Source organism: Sedimentibacter sp. B4 (genome assembly GCF_000309315.1).
In the GTDB taxonomy this organism is placed as follows: Bacteria; Bacillota; Clostridia; order Tissierellales; family Sedimentibacteraceae; genus Sedimentibacter; species Sedimentibacter saalensis.
Window position 1 is genome coordinate 63708 of the sequence record NZ_CANG01000009.1, and the last position, 14541, is coordinate 78248.

Annotated in this window: 15 protein-coding genes and 1 other annotated feature; of the genes, 11 read left to right on the forward strand and 4 right to left on the reverse strand. The window is 35.6% G+C overall.

Translation table 11 applies throughout. The annotated features are described in order from the left end of the window. Positions 1 to 65: 65 nt before the first annotated feature. The 7 genes from BN358_RS01865 (at position 66) to BN358_RS01895 (ending at position 7313) form a co-directional block, all read left to right on the forward strand. Positions 66 to 1115 carry a flavodoxin family protein gene (locus BN358_RS01865; protein ID WP_019227626.1) on the forward strand — a complete coding sequence of 350 codons (1050 nt, stop codon included), beginning with the start codon at positions 66 to 68 and terminating at the stop codon, positions 1113 to 1115. A 334-nt stretch (positions 1116 to 1449) separates the two neighbouring features. Continuing rightward, a complete protein-coding gene (locus BN358_RS01870) occupies positions 1450 to 1794 on the forward strand; it encodes a PadR family transcriptional regulator (RefSeq protein ID WP_019227627.1) in 345 nt (114 codons plus the stop codon). Then, on the forward strand, positions 1781 to 2740 hold the full coding sequence (locus tag BN358_RS01875) for a permease prefix domain 1-containing protein (protein WP_019227628.1): 960 nt from the start codon (positions 1781 to 1783) through the stop codon (positions 2738 to 2740). Before BN358_RS01870 ends, BN358_RS01875 begins: the two co-directional genes overlap by 14 nt. Positions 2741 to 3035: 295 nt before the next feature. Further along, positions 3036 to 3575 (forward strand): flavodoxin family protein, encoded by a 540-nt coding sequence (locus BN358_RS01880; RefSeq protein ID WP_019227629.1) that lies wholly within the window; start codon positions 3036 to 3038, stop codon positions 3573 to 3575. A 147-nt stretch (positions 3576 to 3722) separates the two neighbouring features. Continuing rightward, positions 3723 to 5033, forward strand: a complete 1311-nt coding sequence (locus tag BN358_RS01885; protein ID WP_019227630.1) for an RNA-binding domain-containing protein — start codon at positions 3723 to 3725, stop codon at positions 5031 to 5033. Between the two features lie 70 nt (positions 5034 to 5103). After that, positions 5104 to 5359 (forward strand) — a binding site (T-box leader). A gap of 127 nt (positions 5360 to 5486) precedes the next feature. Beyond that, positions 5487 to 6497, forward strand: a complete 1011-nt coding sequence (ilvC, locus tag BN358_RS01890) for a ketol-acid reductoisomerase (protein WP_019227631.1) — start codon at positions 5487 to 5489, stop codon at positions 6495 to 6497. A 135-nt stretch (positions 6498 to 6632) separates the two neighbouring features. After that, complete coding sequence (locus BN358_RS01895) at positions 6633 to 7313, forward strand: vancomycin high temperature exclusion protein (protein ID WP_019227632.1); 681 nt, start codon at positions 6633 to 6635, stop codon at positions 7311 to 7313. A gap of 116 nt (positions 7314 to 7429) precedes the next feature. Here BN358_RS01895 and BN358_RS01900 read toward each other — a convergent pair whose 3' ends face one another. After that, positions 7430 to 8368: a CPBP family intramembrane glutamic endopeptidase gene (locus BN358_RS01900; RefSeq protein WP_019227634.1), complete on the reverse strand. Its 939-nt coding sequence runs from the start codon at positions 8366 to 8368 to the stop codon at positions 7430 to 7432. Between the two features lie 17 nt (positions 8369 to 8385). Beyond that, positions 8386 to 9498, reverse strand: a complete 1113-nt coding sequence (locus BN358_RS01905) for a helix-turn-helix domain-containing protein (protein ID WP_019227635.1) — start codon at positions 9496 to 9498, stop codon at positions 8386 to 8388. Between the two features lie 289 nt (positions 9499 to 9787). Between BN358_RS01905 and BN358_RS01910 the strand changes: the two genes are divergently transcribed. The 4 genes from BN358_RS01910 (at position 9788) to BN358_RS01925 (ending at position 12711) form a co-directional block, all read left to right on the forward strand. Beyond that, on the forward strand, positions 9788 to 10615 hold the full coding sequence (locus tag BN358_RS01910) for a DNA-formamidopyrimidine glycosylase family protein (protein ID WP_019227636.1): 828 nt from the start codon (positions 9788 to 9790) through the stop codon (positions 10613 to 10615). A gap of 172 nt (positions 10616 to 10787) precedes the next feature. Further along, positions 10788 to 11273 (forward strand): N-acetyltransferase, encoded by a 486-nt coding sequence (locus BN358_RS01915; RefSeq protein WP_019227637.1) that lies wholly within the window; start codon positions 10788 to 10790, stop codon positions 11271 to 11273. A 398-nt stretch (positions 11274 to 11671) separates the two neighbouring features. Beyond that, the gene (locus tag BN358_RS01920) at positions 11672 to 12139 is read left to right on the forward strand and encodes a cupin domain-containing protein (RefSeq protein WP_019227638.1); all 468 of its coding nucleotides are present in this window, start codon (positions 11672 to 11674) and stop codon (positions 12137 to 12139) included. Between the two features lie 41 nt (positions 12140 to 12180). Beyond that, positions 12181 to 12711, forward strand: coding sequence for a nitroreductase family protein (locus BN358_RS01925; protein ID WP_019227639.1), 531 nt, complete (start codon positions 12181 to 12183; stop codon positions 12709 to 12711). Between the two features lie 150 nt (positions 12712 to 12861). Here BN358_RS01925 and BN358_RS01930 read toward each other — a convergent pair whose 3' ends face one another. After that, positions 12862 to 13305, reverse strand: coding sequence for a DUF126 domain-containing protein (locus tag BN358_RS01930; RefSeq protein ID WP_019227641.1), 444 nt, complete (start codon positions 13303 to 13305; stop codon positions 12862 to 12864). Beyond that, on the reverse strand, positions 13306 to 14541 hold a 1236-nt coding region (locus BN358_RS01935), incomplete at its 5' end, for an aconitase X (protein ID WP_019227642.1).

Genomic DNA, 14541 nt, shown 5'->3' on the forward strand with positions numbered 1-14541 from the left:
AGGGTACATTTAGCTTAGCTAAATGTTCCTTGTTTTTAGCTATTAAATAAAAAGAGGGTGTTTTTGTGGAAAAACTAAGTGTTTTCATTCCAGGGGAAATATCACCTAGACTTGAAAAGATGCTTGAATTTTCATTGAAAGGTCATGAAGCTGTAATTTTCAGGGCAAGTGAAGAAGTTAATGACTTGAAAAATAAGAAAATTTTGTTTGCAGTTGAACTGGGAGAATCCGGCATCAATATTGAGCATTTTAAAATGCTTGAAAAAATAAGAATGTCCGGGGAAAAATTCATGGAAAATTCAGCTGGAAGCATTATTATCAACAGCAGCAACGAACTTTTTTCAAGAGATATAGCAAGAAAGACAATTCTCTATGCAAACATGGCTGGCTGTATGTTTCCTGGAAGGCCTCTGTCAGAAGCCACAGGCTCATTAAAAAACCTTAACACTCGAAAAAAAATGACTGATTTAAGTTTGGAGGAAGTGTGTTTGCAGGAATGCAAAATCGTTGTTGATAAACTTATGGAATTTAACCCTAACAAACTGGACCGACCAAAAATACTTGCTCTTCATGCCAGCAACTACAACACATCAAACACTTTGTCTCTCTGGAAAATGGTCAAAAACAATTTAGCGGAATTTGACATAAATGAAATACATATTGAAAATGGCTCTGTAAGAGACTGCAAGGGATGTTCTTACAAGGCATGCAAGCACTATTCCCAAAGCAACAACTGTTTCTACGGAGGTGTGATGGTTGAAGAAATATACCCTGCAATAATAAACTGTGATGTACTTGTAATGGTGTGCCCAAATTACAATGACTCCATAAGCGCAAACATGTCAGCTGCAATAAACAGGCTCACAGCACTATTCAGAAAATTTAAGTTTTATGACAAGTATGTCTATGCAGTGATTGTTTCGGGATTCAGCGGAAGCGACATAATTGCACAGCAGCTCATAAGTGCCCTGAACATTAACAAGACATTCATGCTTCCACCGGAATTTGCGTTGATGGAAACGGCCAATGATTACGGTGAAGTTGAAAAAATTGAAAACATAAATGAAAAGGCAAAGAAATTTGCTGATAACATAAGAAAGTGTACAGTTAAATAAAATAACCAGGAGTATTCCATAAAAACACAGTAAATGCAGGATTATTTATAAAATGGAATCAAAAATATTGATTGACGTCTACACAGTGTCAAGGCTCATAAGGGTTGCAAGTACTTAAATAGCTCTATCTTAGCATGTTAATGAAATTAACGATTAGATAGGGCTTTTATTATATAAAGGTAAAACAGCTAAAATTAGATTGACAAATAATAGTACAACGTTATAATTACAAACTTTTATAAAAAGTACTTGACCTGTCGTAGTAAATGTACTATAATTACTTCACCAGATAAAGTACGACAGATGAAGTAAAATTATTAGAAAGAGGTATTTTATGATTAGCAGTGATGTAATCAGGGGCTACAATGATACGATGATATTATATCTTTTGCTTGATGAACCATCTTATGGCTATGAAATTTCCAAAAGAATAAGAGAATTAACAAATGAAAAATATGTAATGAAGGAAACAACTCTTTACTCTGCGTTTAAGAGAATGGAATCAAATGGTTACATTGAAGCGTTCTCAGGAAGCGAAACAAATGGGAAACAACGAACATATTACAAAATAACAAAAGAAGGCATAAAATATTATAATGGAAAATGCGAAGAATGGGAAATTACCCGTGAAGTTATTGAAAAATTTATAGTTGAGGAGAATGATCATGAATGCAATTAGGAATTATCTTGACAACATGTTTTTAGGGTTGCCTCAGACAGAAGATGTGGCAAGAGCAAAAAAAGAATTGCTTGCAATGATGGAAGATAAGTACAATGAATTGAAGAATGAGGGAAAAACTGAAAATGAAGCTATTGGAATTGTAATATCTGAGTTTGGAAATCTGGATGAACTGGGAGACACTTTGGGAATAAAGCAAGTCATAGAAAATAAGACTGACATTACTTTGGTTACTTATGAAGAAGCAAAAAATTATATAGAAGAATCAAGAGCTGCAGCCCCAAAAACAGCTTTGGGAGTATTGCTTTGTATAATTTCTCCGGTAACTTTGTTGTTTTTAATTGGATTAAAAGAGCTGGGCGTTGTTGGTGTTAAGGAAGAATTGTTGATAGCTGCAGGTTTGGTAGTTCTCATATGTTTAGTGGCAACAGGAGTTTTACACTTTATAAGATATACAAGCAAACTGGAAAAATATGAATACCTTAAATTCAATGTTTTTGAACTTGACTATAAAGCTGAGGAAATGGTTCGAAATATACAAAAGCAAGATGAGCCGACTTATAAAGCTGCAGTAAGTATTTCAGTGGTATGTTATATTTTAAGTGCTTTGCCTGTAATAGTTACTCCTCTGGTAAGTGAAATTGATGGATTAAGTGTAATAGCTGTAACAATAACATTATTAATTGTTGCACTCTCCACATACAACTTAATCAACAAGAGCAGCTATTACGAACCGTGCAATGTGCTGCTGCAGCAAGGTGATTATTCTGTAAGAAGTAAATCAAACAAAACATTCCAGACTGTTTCAAAAGTATATTGGTGTGTAGTTGTTGCTGTTTATCTGGGATACAGTTTCATTACCAACAACTGGGGAATGTCATGGATTATCTGGCCTGTAGCCGGTGTGTTATTCGGAGCCATAAAAGCAATTTCAGAAGGAAGATAAATAAATTAATAAAGAAGATGCAAAATGACAGTTGGATTAAATCCTGACTGTCATTTTTGCAGAAATTTTATTAGCCCAGCCTGTGAGCAGAATCAAATTGATGAGCAGTGCTGTTATACTTTTAGTCCTAGGAGCATCAGTAGGATGGGGATGGGGTTACTCATCAGGGGACATGTAATTAGTTTCAAAGGCAATAGTAATGTATTGTTTGAAGTATTATTGTATTAATGATATAATTTATAAAAATATTATATATTCAAACAATGAATGCGCAGAATAAGAATAGGGGAATTATATGAAAGTTGTAGTACTTACAGGAAGTCCGCACACAAACGGAACAACATCGTTGCTAGCAGATGAATTTTGCAGCGGTGCAATGGAATCATCTCATGAAGTAATTCGTTTTGATACAGCAAAATTAAAACTCAATCCATGTATTGGATGTGACCACTGCAGGAAGAATGAAGGTAAATGTATATATGAATATGATGACATGATCGAAATAATTTTGCATTTGTTAACTGCCGATGCAGTTGTATTGGTAACTCCATTGTATTATTTCGGTATGACATCGCAGTTAAAAAGGGTTATAGACAGATTTTATTCTGTTAATGCACTGCTTAGGGAAAATTCAAAAAAATTATATCTCATAGCTGCCGGTGCAGATAAAGATGAATGGGCTATGGATGGAATAAAAGCTCATTACAAATGTTTATGCAATTATCTCAATTGGCAAGAAAGCGGAATGCTTTTGGCTTATGGATTAGGCACAAGACAGGATGCCGAGAACAGTGAATATAAAGAACTGGCCAGAAAACTTGGAAAAGAAATTTAGGTAATCTTTAAAGCAAATCATAACACTTTCAGATTAAACTATAAGGCGTCTCCAGGATAGAAATATGTCAAATTCTATCACAAAAAAGTTATTGCTAGCAGTGATACATGGTGATATAATAGTGATACAATGAAAGGAAGTGATAGAATGAACTTGTTCGAAAATGAAAATACTGAATTTAAAAGAGAATATGTGGCAGGTATTAACAAGACTGTTGTCGCTTTTGCAAATTCAAAAGGCGGTACCATATATATTGGTGTTTCTGATGACGGCGAAATAATTGGCATTGAGGATACTGATACAACTTTATTAAATATTTTAAATACAATAAGAGATTCAATAAGACCTGATGTTTCTATTTATACTTCCAGTACAATTAAAAATATTGAAAGAAAGAAAATAATAGAGATTAATGTGCAAAGGGGTATAAACAGACCATATTATATCACTGAAAAGGGATTAAAGCCTTCAGGTGTTTATGTACGTCAGGGAAATGCGTCCGTTCCTGCTTCAGAAGAATTAATAAGGCAAATGATAAAGGAAACAAATGGAGATAAATTCGAAGAAGTTAGATCTTTTAATCAGGAGTTGACATTTGAATATGCACATTCAGAATTTAAGAGTAACAATTTGAATTTTAATCATTCTCAAATGAAAACATTAGGTATACAAGATTATGATGGATTGTACACAAATTTGGGTTTGTTGCTTTCAGAACAATGCACTCATAATATAAAGGTTGCTAGCTTTGATGGCAAAGACAAGAATATTTTTAATGACAGAAGAGAATTTGCAGGTTCATTGCTAAAGCAATTGTCAGATGCTTATGAATATATAGATTTATTTAACAAAACCAGAGCTACCTATTCTGGCTTAACCAGAATGGACAAGAGAGATTACCCCCCTGAAGCAATACGCGAAGCTTTAATTAATTCAATTGTTCACAGGGAGTATTCATTTAGTGGAAGCACATTAATAAATATTTTTGATGATCGAATTGAATTTATTTCATTGGGTGGACTGGTTCCAGGTTTGGCTTTGGAAGACATAATGATTGGAGTTTCTCAATGCAGAAATGAAAAACTGGCAAACGTATTTTATAGATTAAAATTAATCGAAGCCTATGGTACAGGTATTTCAAAAATAATAGCCAGCTACAATGGAAGTATTAATAAACCAGTCATTAAAGCTACATACGGTGCTTTCAAGGTTGTTCTTCCTAACTTAAATTATACACAAAATGAAATGGTCAAAGAAGAAATAGAAAATTATGTTTCTAATCCTCAATATAATACAATTTTAAATTATATCAATTCAAATGGCAGCATAACACGAAATGAAGTACAAGAAATACTAAATGTGGGGCAAACTCGTGCAATAAATGTTTTAAAAGAAATGGCTGGCAAAGAATTAATTAAGACAGTCGGCAAGGGTAAAAGAACAATGTATGTAAAATAATTTTTAAAATATTGATTGACAAACCTTTTTTTGGATGTTATACTTCTAAAAAATACAAATTAATAAACACATAAACGCTGTGAAAAGGAGTAGTATGCATTTTCAGCGATTTCAGAGAGTTGTTGGATTGGTGAAAGACAATATCAGATGAAATGCAGAAGTAGCCTTGGAGCGGACCTTCCGAAAATTTGAGTAGGATGGTACGAAGAAGCCAATCGTTAAAAGTGGCAGGATATCGACTAGAAATATTCCGTATCCGGAGAGGGCATTTCGTATGAAATGAATAAGAGTGGTACCGCGAAAGATTTATATCTTCCGTCTCTTAGGGATTAGTTTACCCTGAGAGAGGAAGATTTTTTTTATGCTAACTTTCTCATGGACAACTAGTGTAAATGTAGGTTTGTCAAATGACATAACTAATAAACTAAAATCATATTTCATGGAGGAAGTAAAATGGGAACAATGTATTATGACAAGGATGCAGATTTAAAATATCTGGAGGGAAAGACAGTGGCAATAATAGGCTATGGAAGCCAGGGCCATGCACATGCTCTAAATCTTATGGAAAGCGGAATAAAAGTAGTCGTAGGACTTCAGGAAGGAAGCAAATCCAAGGCAAAGGCAGAATCACACGGACTTAAAGTTATGACAGCTGCTGAAGCAGCTCGTGCAGCAGATGTAATTATGATGCTTGCACCGGATACGGTTCAGAAACAAATTTATGAAGAAAGTATAGCACCTAATCTGGAAGAAGGAAATGCCATTGCATTTGCTCATGGATTCAATATTCACTACAATCAAATCATACCACCAAAAAATATAGATGTATTCATGGTTGCACCTAAGGGACCGGGTCATTTGGTTAGAAGAACTTATATTGACGGAAAAGGCGTTCCAGATGTTTATGCAATACATCAGGACTTCACAGGAAAATGCAAGGAAATTACACTGGCTTATGCCAAGGGCATAGGAGGAACAAGGGCAGGCGTTATTGAAACAACATTTAAGGAAGAAACTGAAACAGATTTATTTGGAGAACAGGCAATTATTTGCGGAGGAATAACTGAACTGATTAAAGCAGGTTTTGATACATTGACTCAAGCAGGGTATCAGCCGGAAATAGCATATTTTGAATGCTTACATGAAATGAAACTCATAGTTGATTTAATATATGAAGGCGGATTTGAAAATATGAGATATTCTATAAGTGATACAGCAGAATACGGAGATTATATAACAGGAACTAAAATAATTACTAAAGATACAAGAGAATCTATGAAAAAAGTATTAAATGATATTCAAGACGGAACATTTGCCTACGACTGGATATCAGAAAACAAAGCAGGAAAACCAAGATTCCAGGCAATGAAAAAAATGCAAATTGAGCATCCTATAATCGGAACTGGCAGGAAACTAAGGTCAATGATGTCCTGGATTGGAAAGTCAGCAGAAGGACAAGAATAATTTTTAAAACTATAAAATCTGGTAATGACAAATCAATTACCAGATTTTTATATGTAAATAAAATAATATGATTTATGTTTCAATTTATATCATAATCTAGTAGAATATAACTAAGAGTATTTATCAGGAGACATTATGAAAAAAATAGTTAAAGTGGGGATTTTTATTTCTAAAGCAATTATTTCATTAATTATATTATCAATTTTATTAACTATATTTATCAATATTCATGTGAAATCTTCCACTGAAGACATGATAATGTCAGCTGAAGAGTCATTAGATAAAGATGCGGACTGCATATTGGTTCTTGGTGCCGGAGTTAGAAGAGACGGATCTCCAAGTCCAATGTTGGAGGACAGAATCTTGACAGGCATAGATTTATATAATAAAGGGGTTTCCGACAGATTGATTATGAGCGGTGATCACAGCACCAAAGGATACGATGAGGTCAACACAATGAAGAGATATGCAGTTGAGAGGGGAATACCTTCCGAGCATGTTTTCATGGATCATGCCGGCATATCTACCTATGACAGCATTTATCGTGCAAAAGAAATATTTCAAGCAGATAAAATTATAATTGTTACTCAACAGTATCATCTGTATAGAGCTATATACACTGCAAGATCCCTTGGAATAGAAGCATATGGAGTATCAGCTGACATCAGGGTGTATGCAGGCCAGGATTTAAGAGAAATACGAGAAAAAGCTGCAAGAATCAAGGATTTTTTTATGGCTATATTTAAGCCGGACCCTAAATTTCTGGGTGATACAATACCTGTCAGTGGAAACGGCGATATAACAAATGATAATTAGCAAAATTAAAGCAGTTCCTTTAAAAGGGGAATCAAGAAATGTATCTGCATTTTCTACAGATACATTTCTTGAGTGTGTGAAAGAATTTCTGTAAATTGACTTTCTTATATCATTTATTAAAATGATTCTTCCCTTATGTTCTCGGTTAAACCAGCATTATTTAATAAAAAGTATAATATAACAGCAGTGACAATGAATGCGCTGCCGCCAACTATTCCTGTTGCCCCAGGACCTACAAATGGATTTCCTCCATCAACCGTAAAATACATGGCCACTGAAGCAAAACCGTTTATACTGCCATGGGCGATAACTGCAGGAATGCAACTTTTTGTCTTTATGGTCAAATATGAAAAAATAGTGCCAAGAACAATGCAAAACATGCACATTGCAAATATTCCGGCAAAAGGGAACCATGCATAATTTAATCCATAGTTATGTCCTAAAGCAGTTAAAGGAGCATGCCACAGTCCCCATATAACCCCGTTTATTAAGAGCATAGGTAATAGTTTGAATTTTTTCATCATCTTCGGAAGTAAATATCCTCTCCACGCCCATTCTTCTCCGAAACAAAATAGGACATTGAGTATTGGTGAGAGAAATATAGCCATTACTACTTGTATAAACATTTTACTTTTTAAAGTTTCAGCGGATACATTTTGGCCTGTTGCTTTATACATATTTATTAAATATGTCATATTCCCATCAAATTTATCAGGAAAAACAGTAAAATATATTGAAGCGCCAATTAATGTAAGTGCAATCATTCCAAACCATGCGAACACATAATATTTTATATTACCTTTGATATTAGGCTTTATCCAAAGATTTTTAAAACCCTCTTTAGTAATGATGCGAGTAACGACAACCCCTATTGATGGGATTAACATCATAGATGCCACTAAAAACTGAAAAACTGTCTGAATAGCTGGATCTGCAGATACTGCAAGTCTGCCAATCACAAAGATTTCCACAAAATAAGTAATAATAAACGTTACTGCTAAAAACGTCATTATTCTTTTAGTTTCCATATTGCTTGAATTATTTGAATTTTCCATTTATGCAACTGCCTCCATTATTTTTTCATATTTTGCTCTAAGCGGCTCATCAATAACTTGTATTTATCATCGCCTTTAATTGATTCAAAAATAGGATTATATAACACCTCTATAAAACTTTTTTTCACTGAATTTTCATCCCTTGGAATAATAGAACCCAGTGGTATGCTTTCTTCAATCCATTCATCAATATAGTTGAAATAGCTGTTGCCTCTGATTTTAAGCGGGTAAGTGTAGCCGCATACAATATCGACATATTCTTCCAGTGCATTCAATGCTTTTTCATTATCCTGTTGCATTATATAGCTTTGAGCCGCTACTAAATGAATTCCTGCAACTGGATTGCAGACCATATTTTTCAAATCAAAAGATTTGATAATCTGACACCCCTGTTGGTATATTGTTTCAAACGTCACAGGCTCTGACATGTGCATCGAAGCATTTATTGTAAGCAGCGATAAAATACTTATTACTTTCTGATAGAGGTTTACCTGACATATTTTTGCGGCCTTTTTTGAGTCTCCTACAGACATATATGCTTGAATAAGCAGTTCATCCTCTCCTGAGATAGGAACGATTGTACTGTCTAATAAATCAATCACATGTGTAAAGTTGCTGCTAAACATTTCTGCAACAGCCTCCATAGAATTAGCCTGCCTGATTTCATCCACAACATCAGATTCATCCTTAATGCGCCGGCAAAGAAAAACACATTTCTGCAAAAGAGTTTTCTTGTTTTCATCTGTGTCGGTTAAAGTAAAATGATTCAAAAGAAGCTGAACCATTGTGAGAAGAAAAGGAAAACATGAATAATATTCTTTTGTCATCTGTTCGTATTCATTCATCACTTCACCGAACGGCCTTGTTGCAAAGTCCTTGCAAAATTTTGTATATATTTTTTTAATATCATCTTTTGTCAGCTGAGGAGAATATCCTATCAGCTCATCAACAGTAATATTGAAATAAGTTGCTATTTCAGGGAGTAGAAGAATGTCCGGATAACTTTGCGAAGACTCCCATTTTGAAACAGAAGCCTTTGAAACACCAATGTAATCAGCTAATTGCTCCTGTGTAATTCCTTTTTCTTTTCTTTTTTGAATGATGCATTTACTGATATTTAATTCTTTCATCTGTTTCACCTCTGATAATATCTTATAACCTTGAATATTTGCTGTCAATGGATTCACAGTTGATTTTGGTAGAAAAAGTTAACTTGCAAGAAACTTGTTATCAAAATATAGAATTATAGTTTAAATTAAATCACTTCCACCAAGTAAAGGTAAAGCATATATAACAATTACCATTTTAAGGAAACATTTATTGACAGTTTTCTCCATATTATGCTAGTATTATTTTAATGAATATTTTGTACGATTAACTTAATACTGGATTATTTATTTACATTAGGGGGTGTAAAAAATGATTGAAATACCAGAAGCATCAACATTATCAATGCAATTAAACAAAACTGTTGAAGGAAAACGAATTAAGGATGTTATAGCTTCACAATCTCCTCATAAATTTGCATGGTTCAACAATGATCCGCAGGACTATAAAAGTATGCTCTCAGGAAAAGTGATAACCAGAGCAGAAGCAGTAGCCGGATATGTTGAAATCACAGTTGAGGATGCAGTATTATTATTTGGGGATGGAGTCAATTTAAGATTCCATGGTATTGAAGAAAAAAGACCGTTAAAGCACCAACTTCTAGTTGAATTTGAGGATTTTACAGCCTTGAGCGCATCAGTTCAAATGTATGGAGGTCTATGGTGCTTTAATATTGGAGAATTTGATAACTCATATTATTTACGCGCCAAAGATAGTATATCTCCCATCTCTGAAGAATTTGACAGGGAATATTTTAATGCAATTTTATCTGCACCAGGAGCACAAAAATTAAGTGCAAAAGCTTTGCTGGCAACTGAGCAAAGAATACCAGGCTTAGGTAACGGCACATTGCAGGACATTCTCTTCAACGCCGGAATACATCCAAAGAAAAAAGTTTCATCATTTACCGAAAGCGATAAAGAACTCCTCTATGATTCAATTAAAACTACCCTAAAAGAAATGATAGAACAAGGCGGCAGGGATACCGAAAAAGATCTGTTCGGAAACCCTGGCGGCTACATAACAAAACTAAGCAAAAACACAGCCAACAATCCATGTAAAATATGCGGCACCACAATAATAAAAGAAGCATACATGGGCGGGAGCATTTATTATTGCCCGAAATGTCAAAAGATATAAATGAATTTTGAAAGCAAAGTAAGATAATTATAAAGTTATAAAATAAACTTCTCGTATGGCGAATAATGTGGAGCTTTTTAAATCGATAGTTATAGCAATTATGTGAGGTTTAGATTAAGTTGAGCACAGTGTAATAAAAGAGGAGATATTATGAAAAGGAGTAAAAACACTAATGGAAAAAAAGAACAGTTCCTTTTCAATAAATAAACATATGACAGTAAAATATGGAAAATGTGAAGACATTGCGTCTTGGATGAAACTTGTAGAAGCAGTTAGTTGGAATTTTCCTGGATTAGAAACTTCTGAAAGCATAAATGAACACAGAAGTACAGTGATAGAGTTTATGAAAGAACAAGGAGCAATTTGTGTAAAGGATTTAGAAACAATAGTAGGAGTACTATTGTTTTCAAAAAAATATAATATGATATGCTGTCTTGCAGTTTTATCAGAATATAGAAATCAAGGCATTGCAAATATGTTACTCTCAACCGCATTGAGTAATCTTGATAGAACGAAAAATATTACGGTATCCACTTTTCGTGAAGGAGATACTAAAGGAATTGCTCCAAGAGCACTGTATAAGAAGTTTGGTTTTATTGAAGGTGAATTGATAGAAGAATTTGGTTATTTAAGTCAAAAATTTATATTGAATCCATAAATTTAAAATTTTTGATTGGTTGTACACTATGATCTACAAATATCCGAACGCTCAGCAATATGATGAAATCCTGATCAAGAGATTAGTATTATTTTGTTCAACAATATAATACGGACAATAATTGTATTATTATACCAATTTATAGAAATTTGAAGAAGTGTATATATAGATAGGTTTCAGGCATTTGTAACAAACGAATTTCGTTGAAACAGTAGTTTCTAACGCCATTGGGTACAGTTCTCTGTGACAAATCGCCAACTCTAAGAGTAAAAATGAGCATAACTCGGAGCGCGACCAATCGAACGGACTTCTAAACTACCCATTATGTTTATTAAGCAATCAATATCAAACAATGTGAAATACAAATTACTTATATTTTATGAAGGAGGAACAAGCATATGGAAATATTGAATGCAGAGCAATTACCAGAAGAATTTTTATGGAAAGATTCCGTTGGCTTAATTACAAAATCGTTAGGTACTGCGGCAGGGAGCCAAAAGATTTATGTGAACATTGATTACGTTCCGCCGAAAGCACATAGCACCAAATATCATAGCCACTCCCAACAAGAAGAGTTTTTTATGATCCTTTCTGGCTCTGGAACTTTGCGCTTAAACGACCAAGAGTGGTTTGTGAAACAAGGTGACTTCATCGCAAAACCGGCGGCGCAAGAAATCGCGCATACGTTTTATAACTCTGGCAATGATAGTCTGGTCATTTTAGATGTAGGAACCAACGAAAAAGAGGATACCTGCTACTATCCGGATGAGGATATGTATCTTCAGAAATCTAATGACCAACGTCGGATTTTCAGAGGAAAAGATTTAGATTTGTCGTGGACATCTGAGCCAAATTACACAAAATGAGTAAGCTTCCCCTATGACATATATTAGAAAAGGAGATTAACGTGGAACAAATAGAAAACAGAAGAAGCATCCGTAAATATCTAAATAAAAAAATTGAAAAAGAGAAGGTTGTTCAAGTATTAGAAAGTGCCAGATTAGCACCATCTGGCAGCAATACTCAACCATGGACTTTCATTATAGTTGAATCAGAAGAAACGAAAGAGAAATTATCAATTGCTGATCATCATCAAGAATGGATGATGACAGCTCCAGTATTTATTGTGTGTGTAGCTGATATTTGCTGTCGTATTTCTGAAGGTATCAGGCTGGATGAGAACAGTCCTGAGCCAGAGCTTAAACTAATTATTAGAGATACAGCTATTGCGATAGAACATATATTGCTTGAAGCAGAGCATTTGGGGTTGGCAACATGTTGGACAGCGTGGTTTGAACAAGATGCTGTCAGACCTATTCTAAATATTCCGGAAGATAAATATGTGTGCGGAATAATTACGTTGGGATATGGTGATGAAGCACCAAATCAACGACCTAGAAAAAATATGGATGAAATCATTCGGTATGAAAAATGGTAATGAAATTATAAAAAAGGTTGAAGAATATAATAGTTTACTAATAAAACAAAAGTGGGCAAATCAGAGAAAAATTCTGATTTGCCCTTTCTTAATATTTATAGTGATTAATTTAGTGTTTGTTGGAATTTTAGTCCATAATATGATCAAGATTTAGATTACAGTAACAATGCCGTTGTCATCAATTGTAATCTGCATCCCATCCTTGACATAAGCTAGGAATTCTTCCCCGAGAGAGTCAACGACCGGCATGGAAATCCCATCCAGCCAAATATTAGCCAGAATGGCACCTGCTGCAGCAAGTGAGTCAATATGGTTGGCAAACAGCATACACGCGGGTTGACGGCCCATGGAGCAGGCAGTGTAGAGCACCAGACCGCCGGTTGTAGAACCGATAGTCTGAGGCAGACATAAAGCCTTGCCAGCCATGGGCTTTCCATAAAGATCCTTATTGTTCTGATCGCTGCACTTGGAAGTCTTATCCCCGAACTGCAGCGCTTTCTGGAATGAAGCAAGTGTATTCAGACCACCGTGGGAGACAAGAGCTTCCGCCTTTGAGGTGCCGGGTGTTACAACGCGTCCTTTAAATGTTTTCATTTACTTCCCTCCTTTTGTAATCTGGACCAGTATTTCATCATCGGTGAAATAGCGTGCGGTGGTATATGTGCGCAGCTTGTTGCTTGAGGTTATGACCGGCATCTTTCCGCTCAGAGGGTTGTTCATGTACATCAGGGGGCATATATAGGAGGTTATGACACCGGTAGCATTCAGCCGCGCTGAATAGGACGTGGTTTCAAATTCTTTCAAAACTCCTGGTGCTGCCGTAAACACAGTGGGAATAACGACCTTCTCGTTTCCATACTGCTTCAGTGATGATTCTACCTTGTCTGTCCAGTCCTTAAGTTGCTGCAGGCTCATATGAGGACAGCCCATGAAGCATAGCTTGGGTTTGGCATCAAGGTTTTTCCACATTACAGGATAGTTGTCATAAACACTCTGGAGCTCATCATCGTCTATGACGTAGACCTTTGCACCGTCAGTAATAAGCTGTTCTCCTTGCTCTACGGCTTCCGGCGTCAGACCGTCAATGTGATACAGACCCACTGCACCATTGGATGCGGTCGCTGCGCCGAAGTCCTTGAGGTATGTACATGCATTATCATCTAGGCTGTTGCCCAGCCATTTGTCAAGGCCTTTTACATATGGAACATCTTCCATTACCTTCATGCCTATTGCAGATCCAAGAAGCTGAGCTTCAGGCTTTTTAGATGTTTTAACTTCTACAATCCAGTCTGCCTTGCGGCCTTCGTCGGTAAGAAGGCCAAAGTAGGGCACAAAGCCTACGATTGAGCCCATGATGTCGAGTATACCGGAATTGCGGTTGCAGCGGGCACCCAGCACGGAGTTGGCATAGACAACGGCAGAGGATTCAGACCAGGATAGCACATCACCCTTGTTGGGCTTATTTCCTACTGCATCCATATAGCAGGTGCAGGTAAAGGCGTCGTCGTTGAGAAGGCCTAGCTTTTTTAACTGATCCTCATAGTAATCTTGTTTGTTGTACATAAAATTTTTGAAAACCAGATTTTGTAGGAAACCGGATGGAACATTTTTATCCATGGGTCTTGGGTCTGCTGTGAACTTTTGGCTGGACAAAGCACCCGCGTCTATAAGCTGGTTCATCAGGTCATACACCGGCTGCAGAGCACCGAGTCCAAAAGAGGTAACAAGGTGGTTATATTTACTGGTTACAGGTACCATCGTTTCTGCATCAAAGGCTTCACCAAACATGACTAAGGTCTTCATTACCTTTGCCAGCGTTTCACCCTTTTC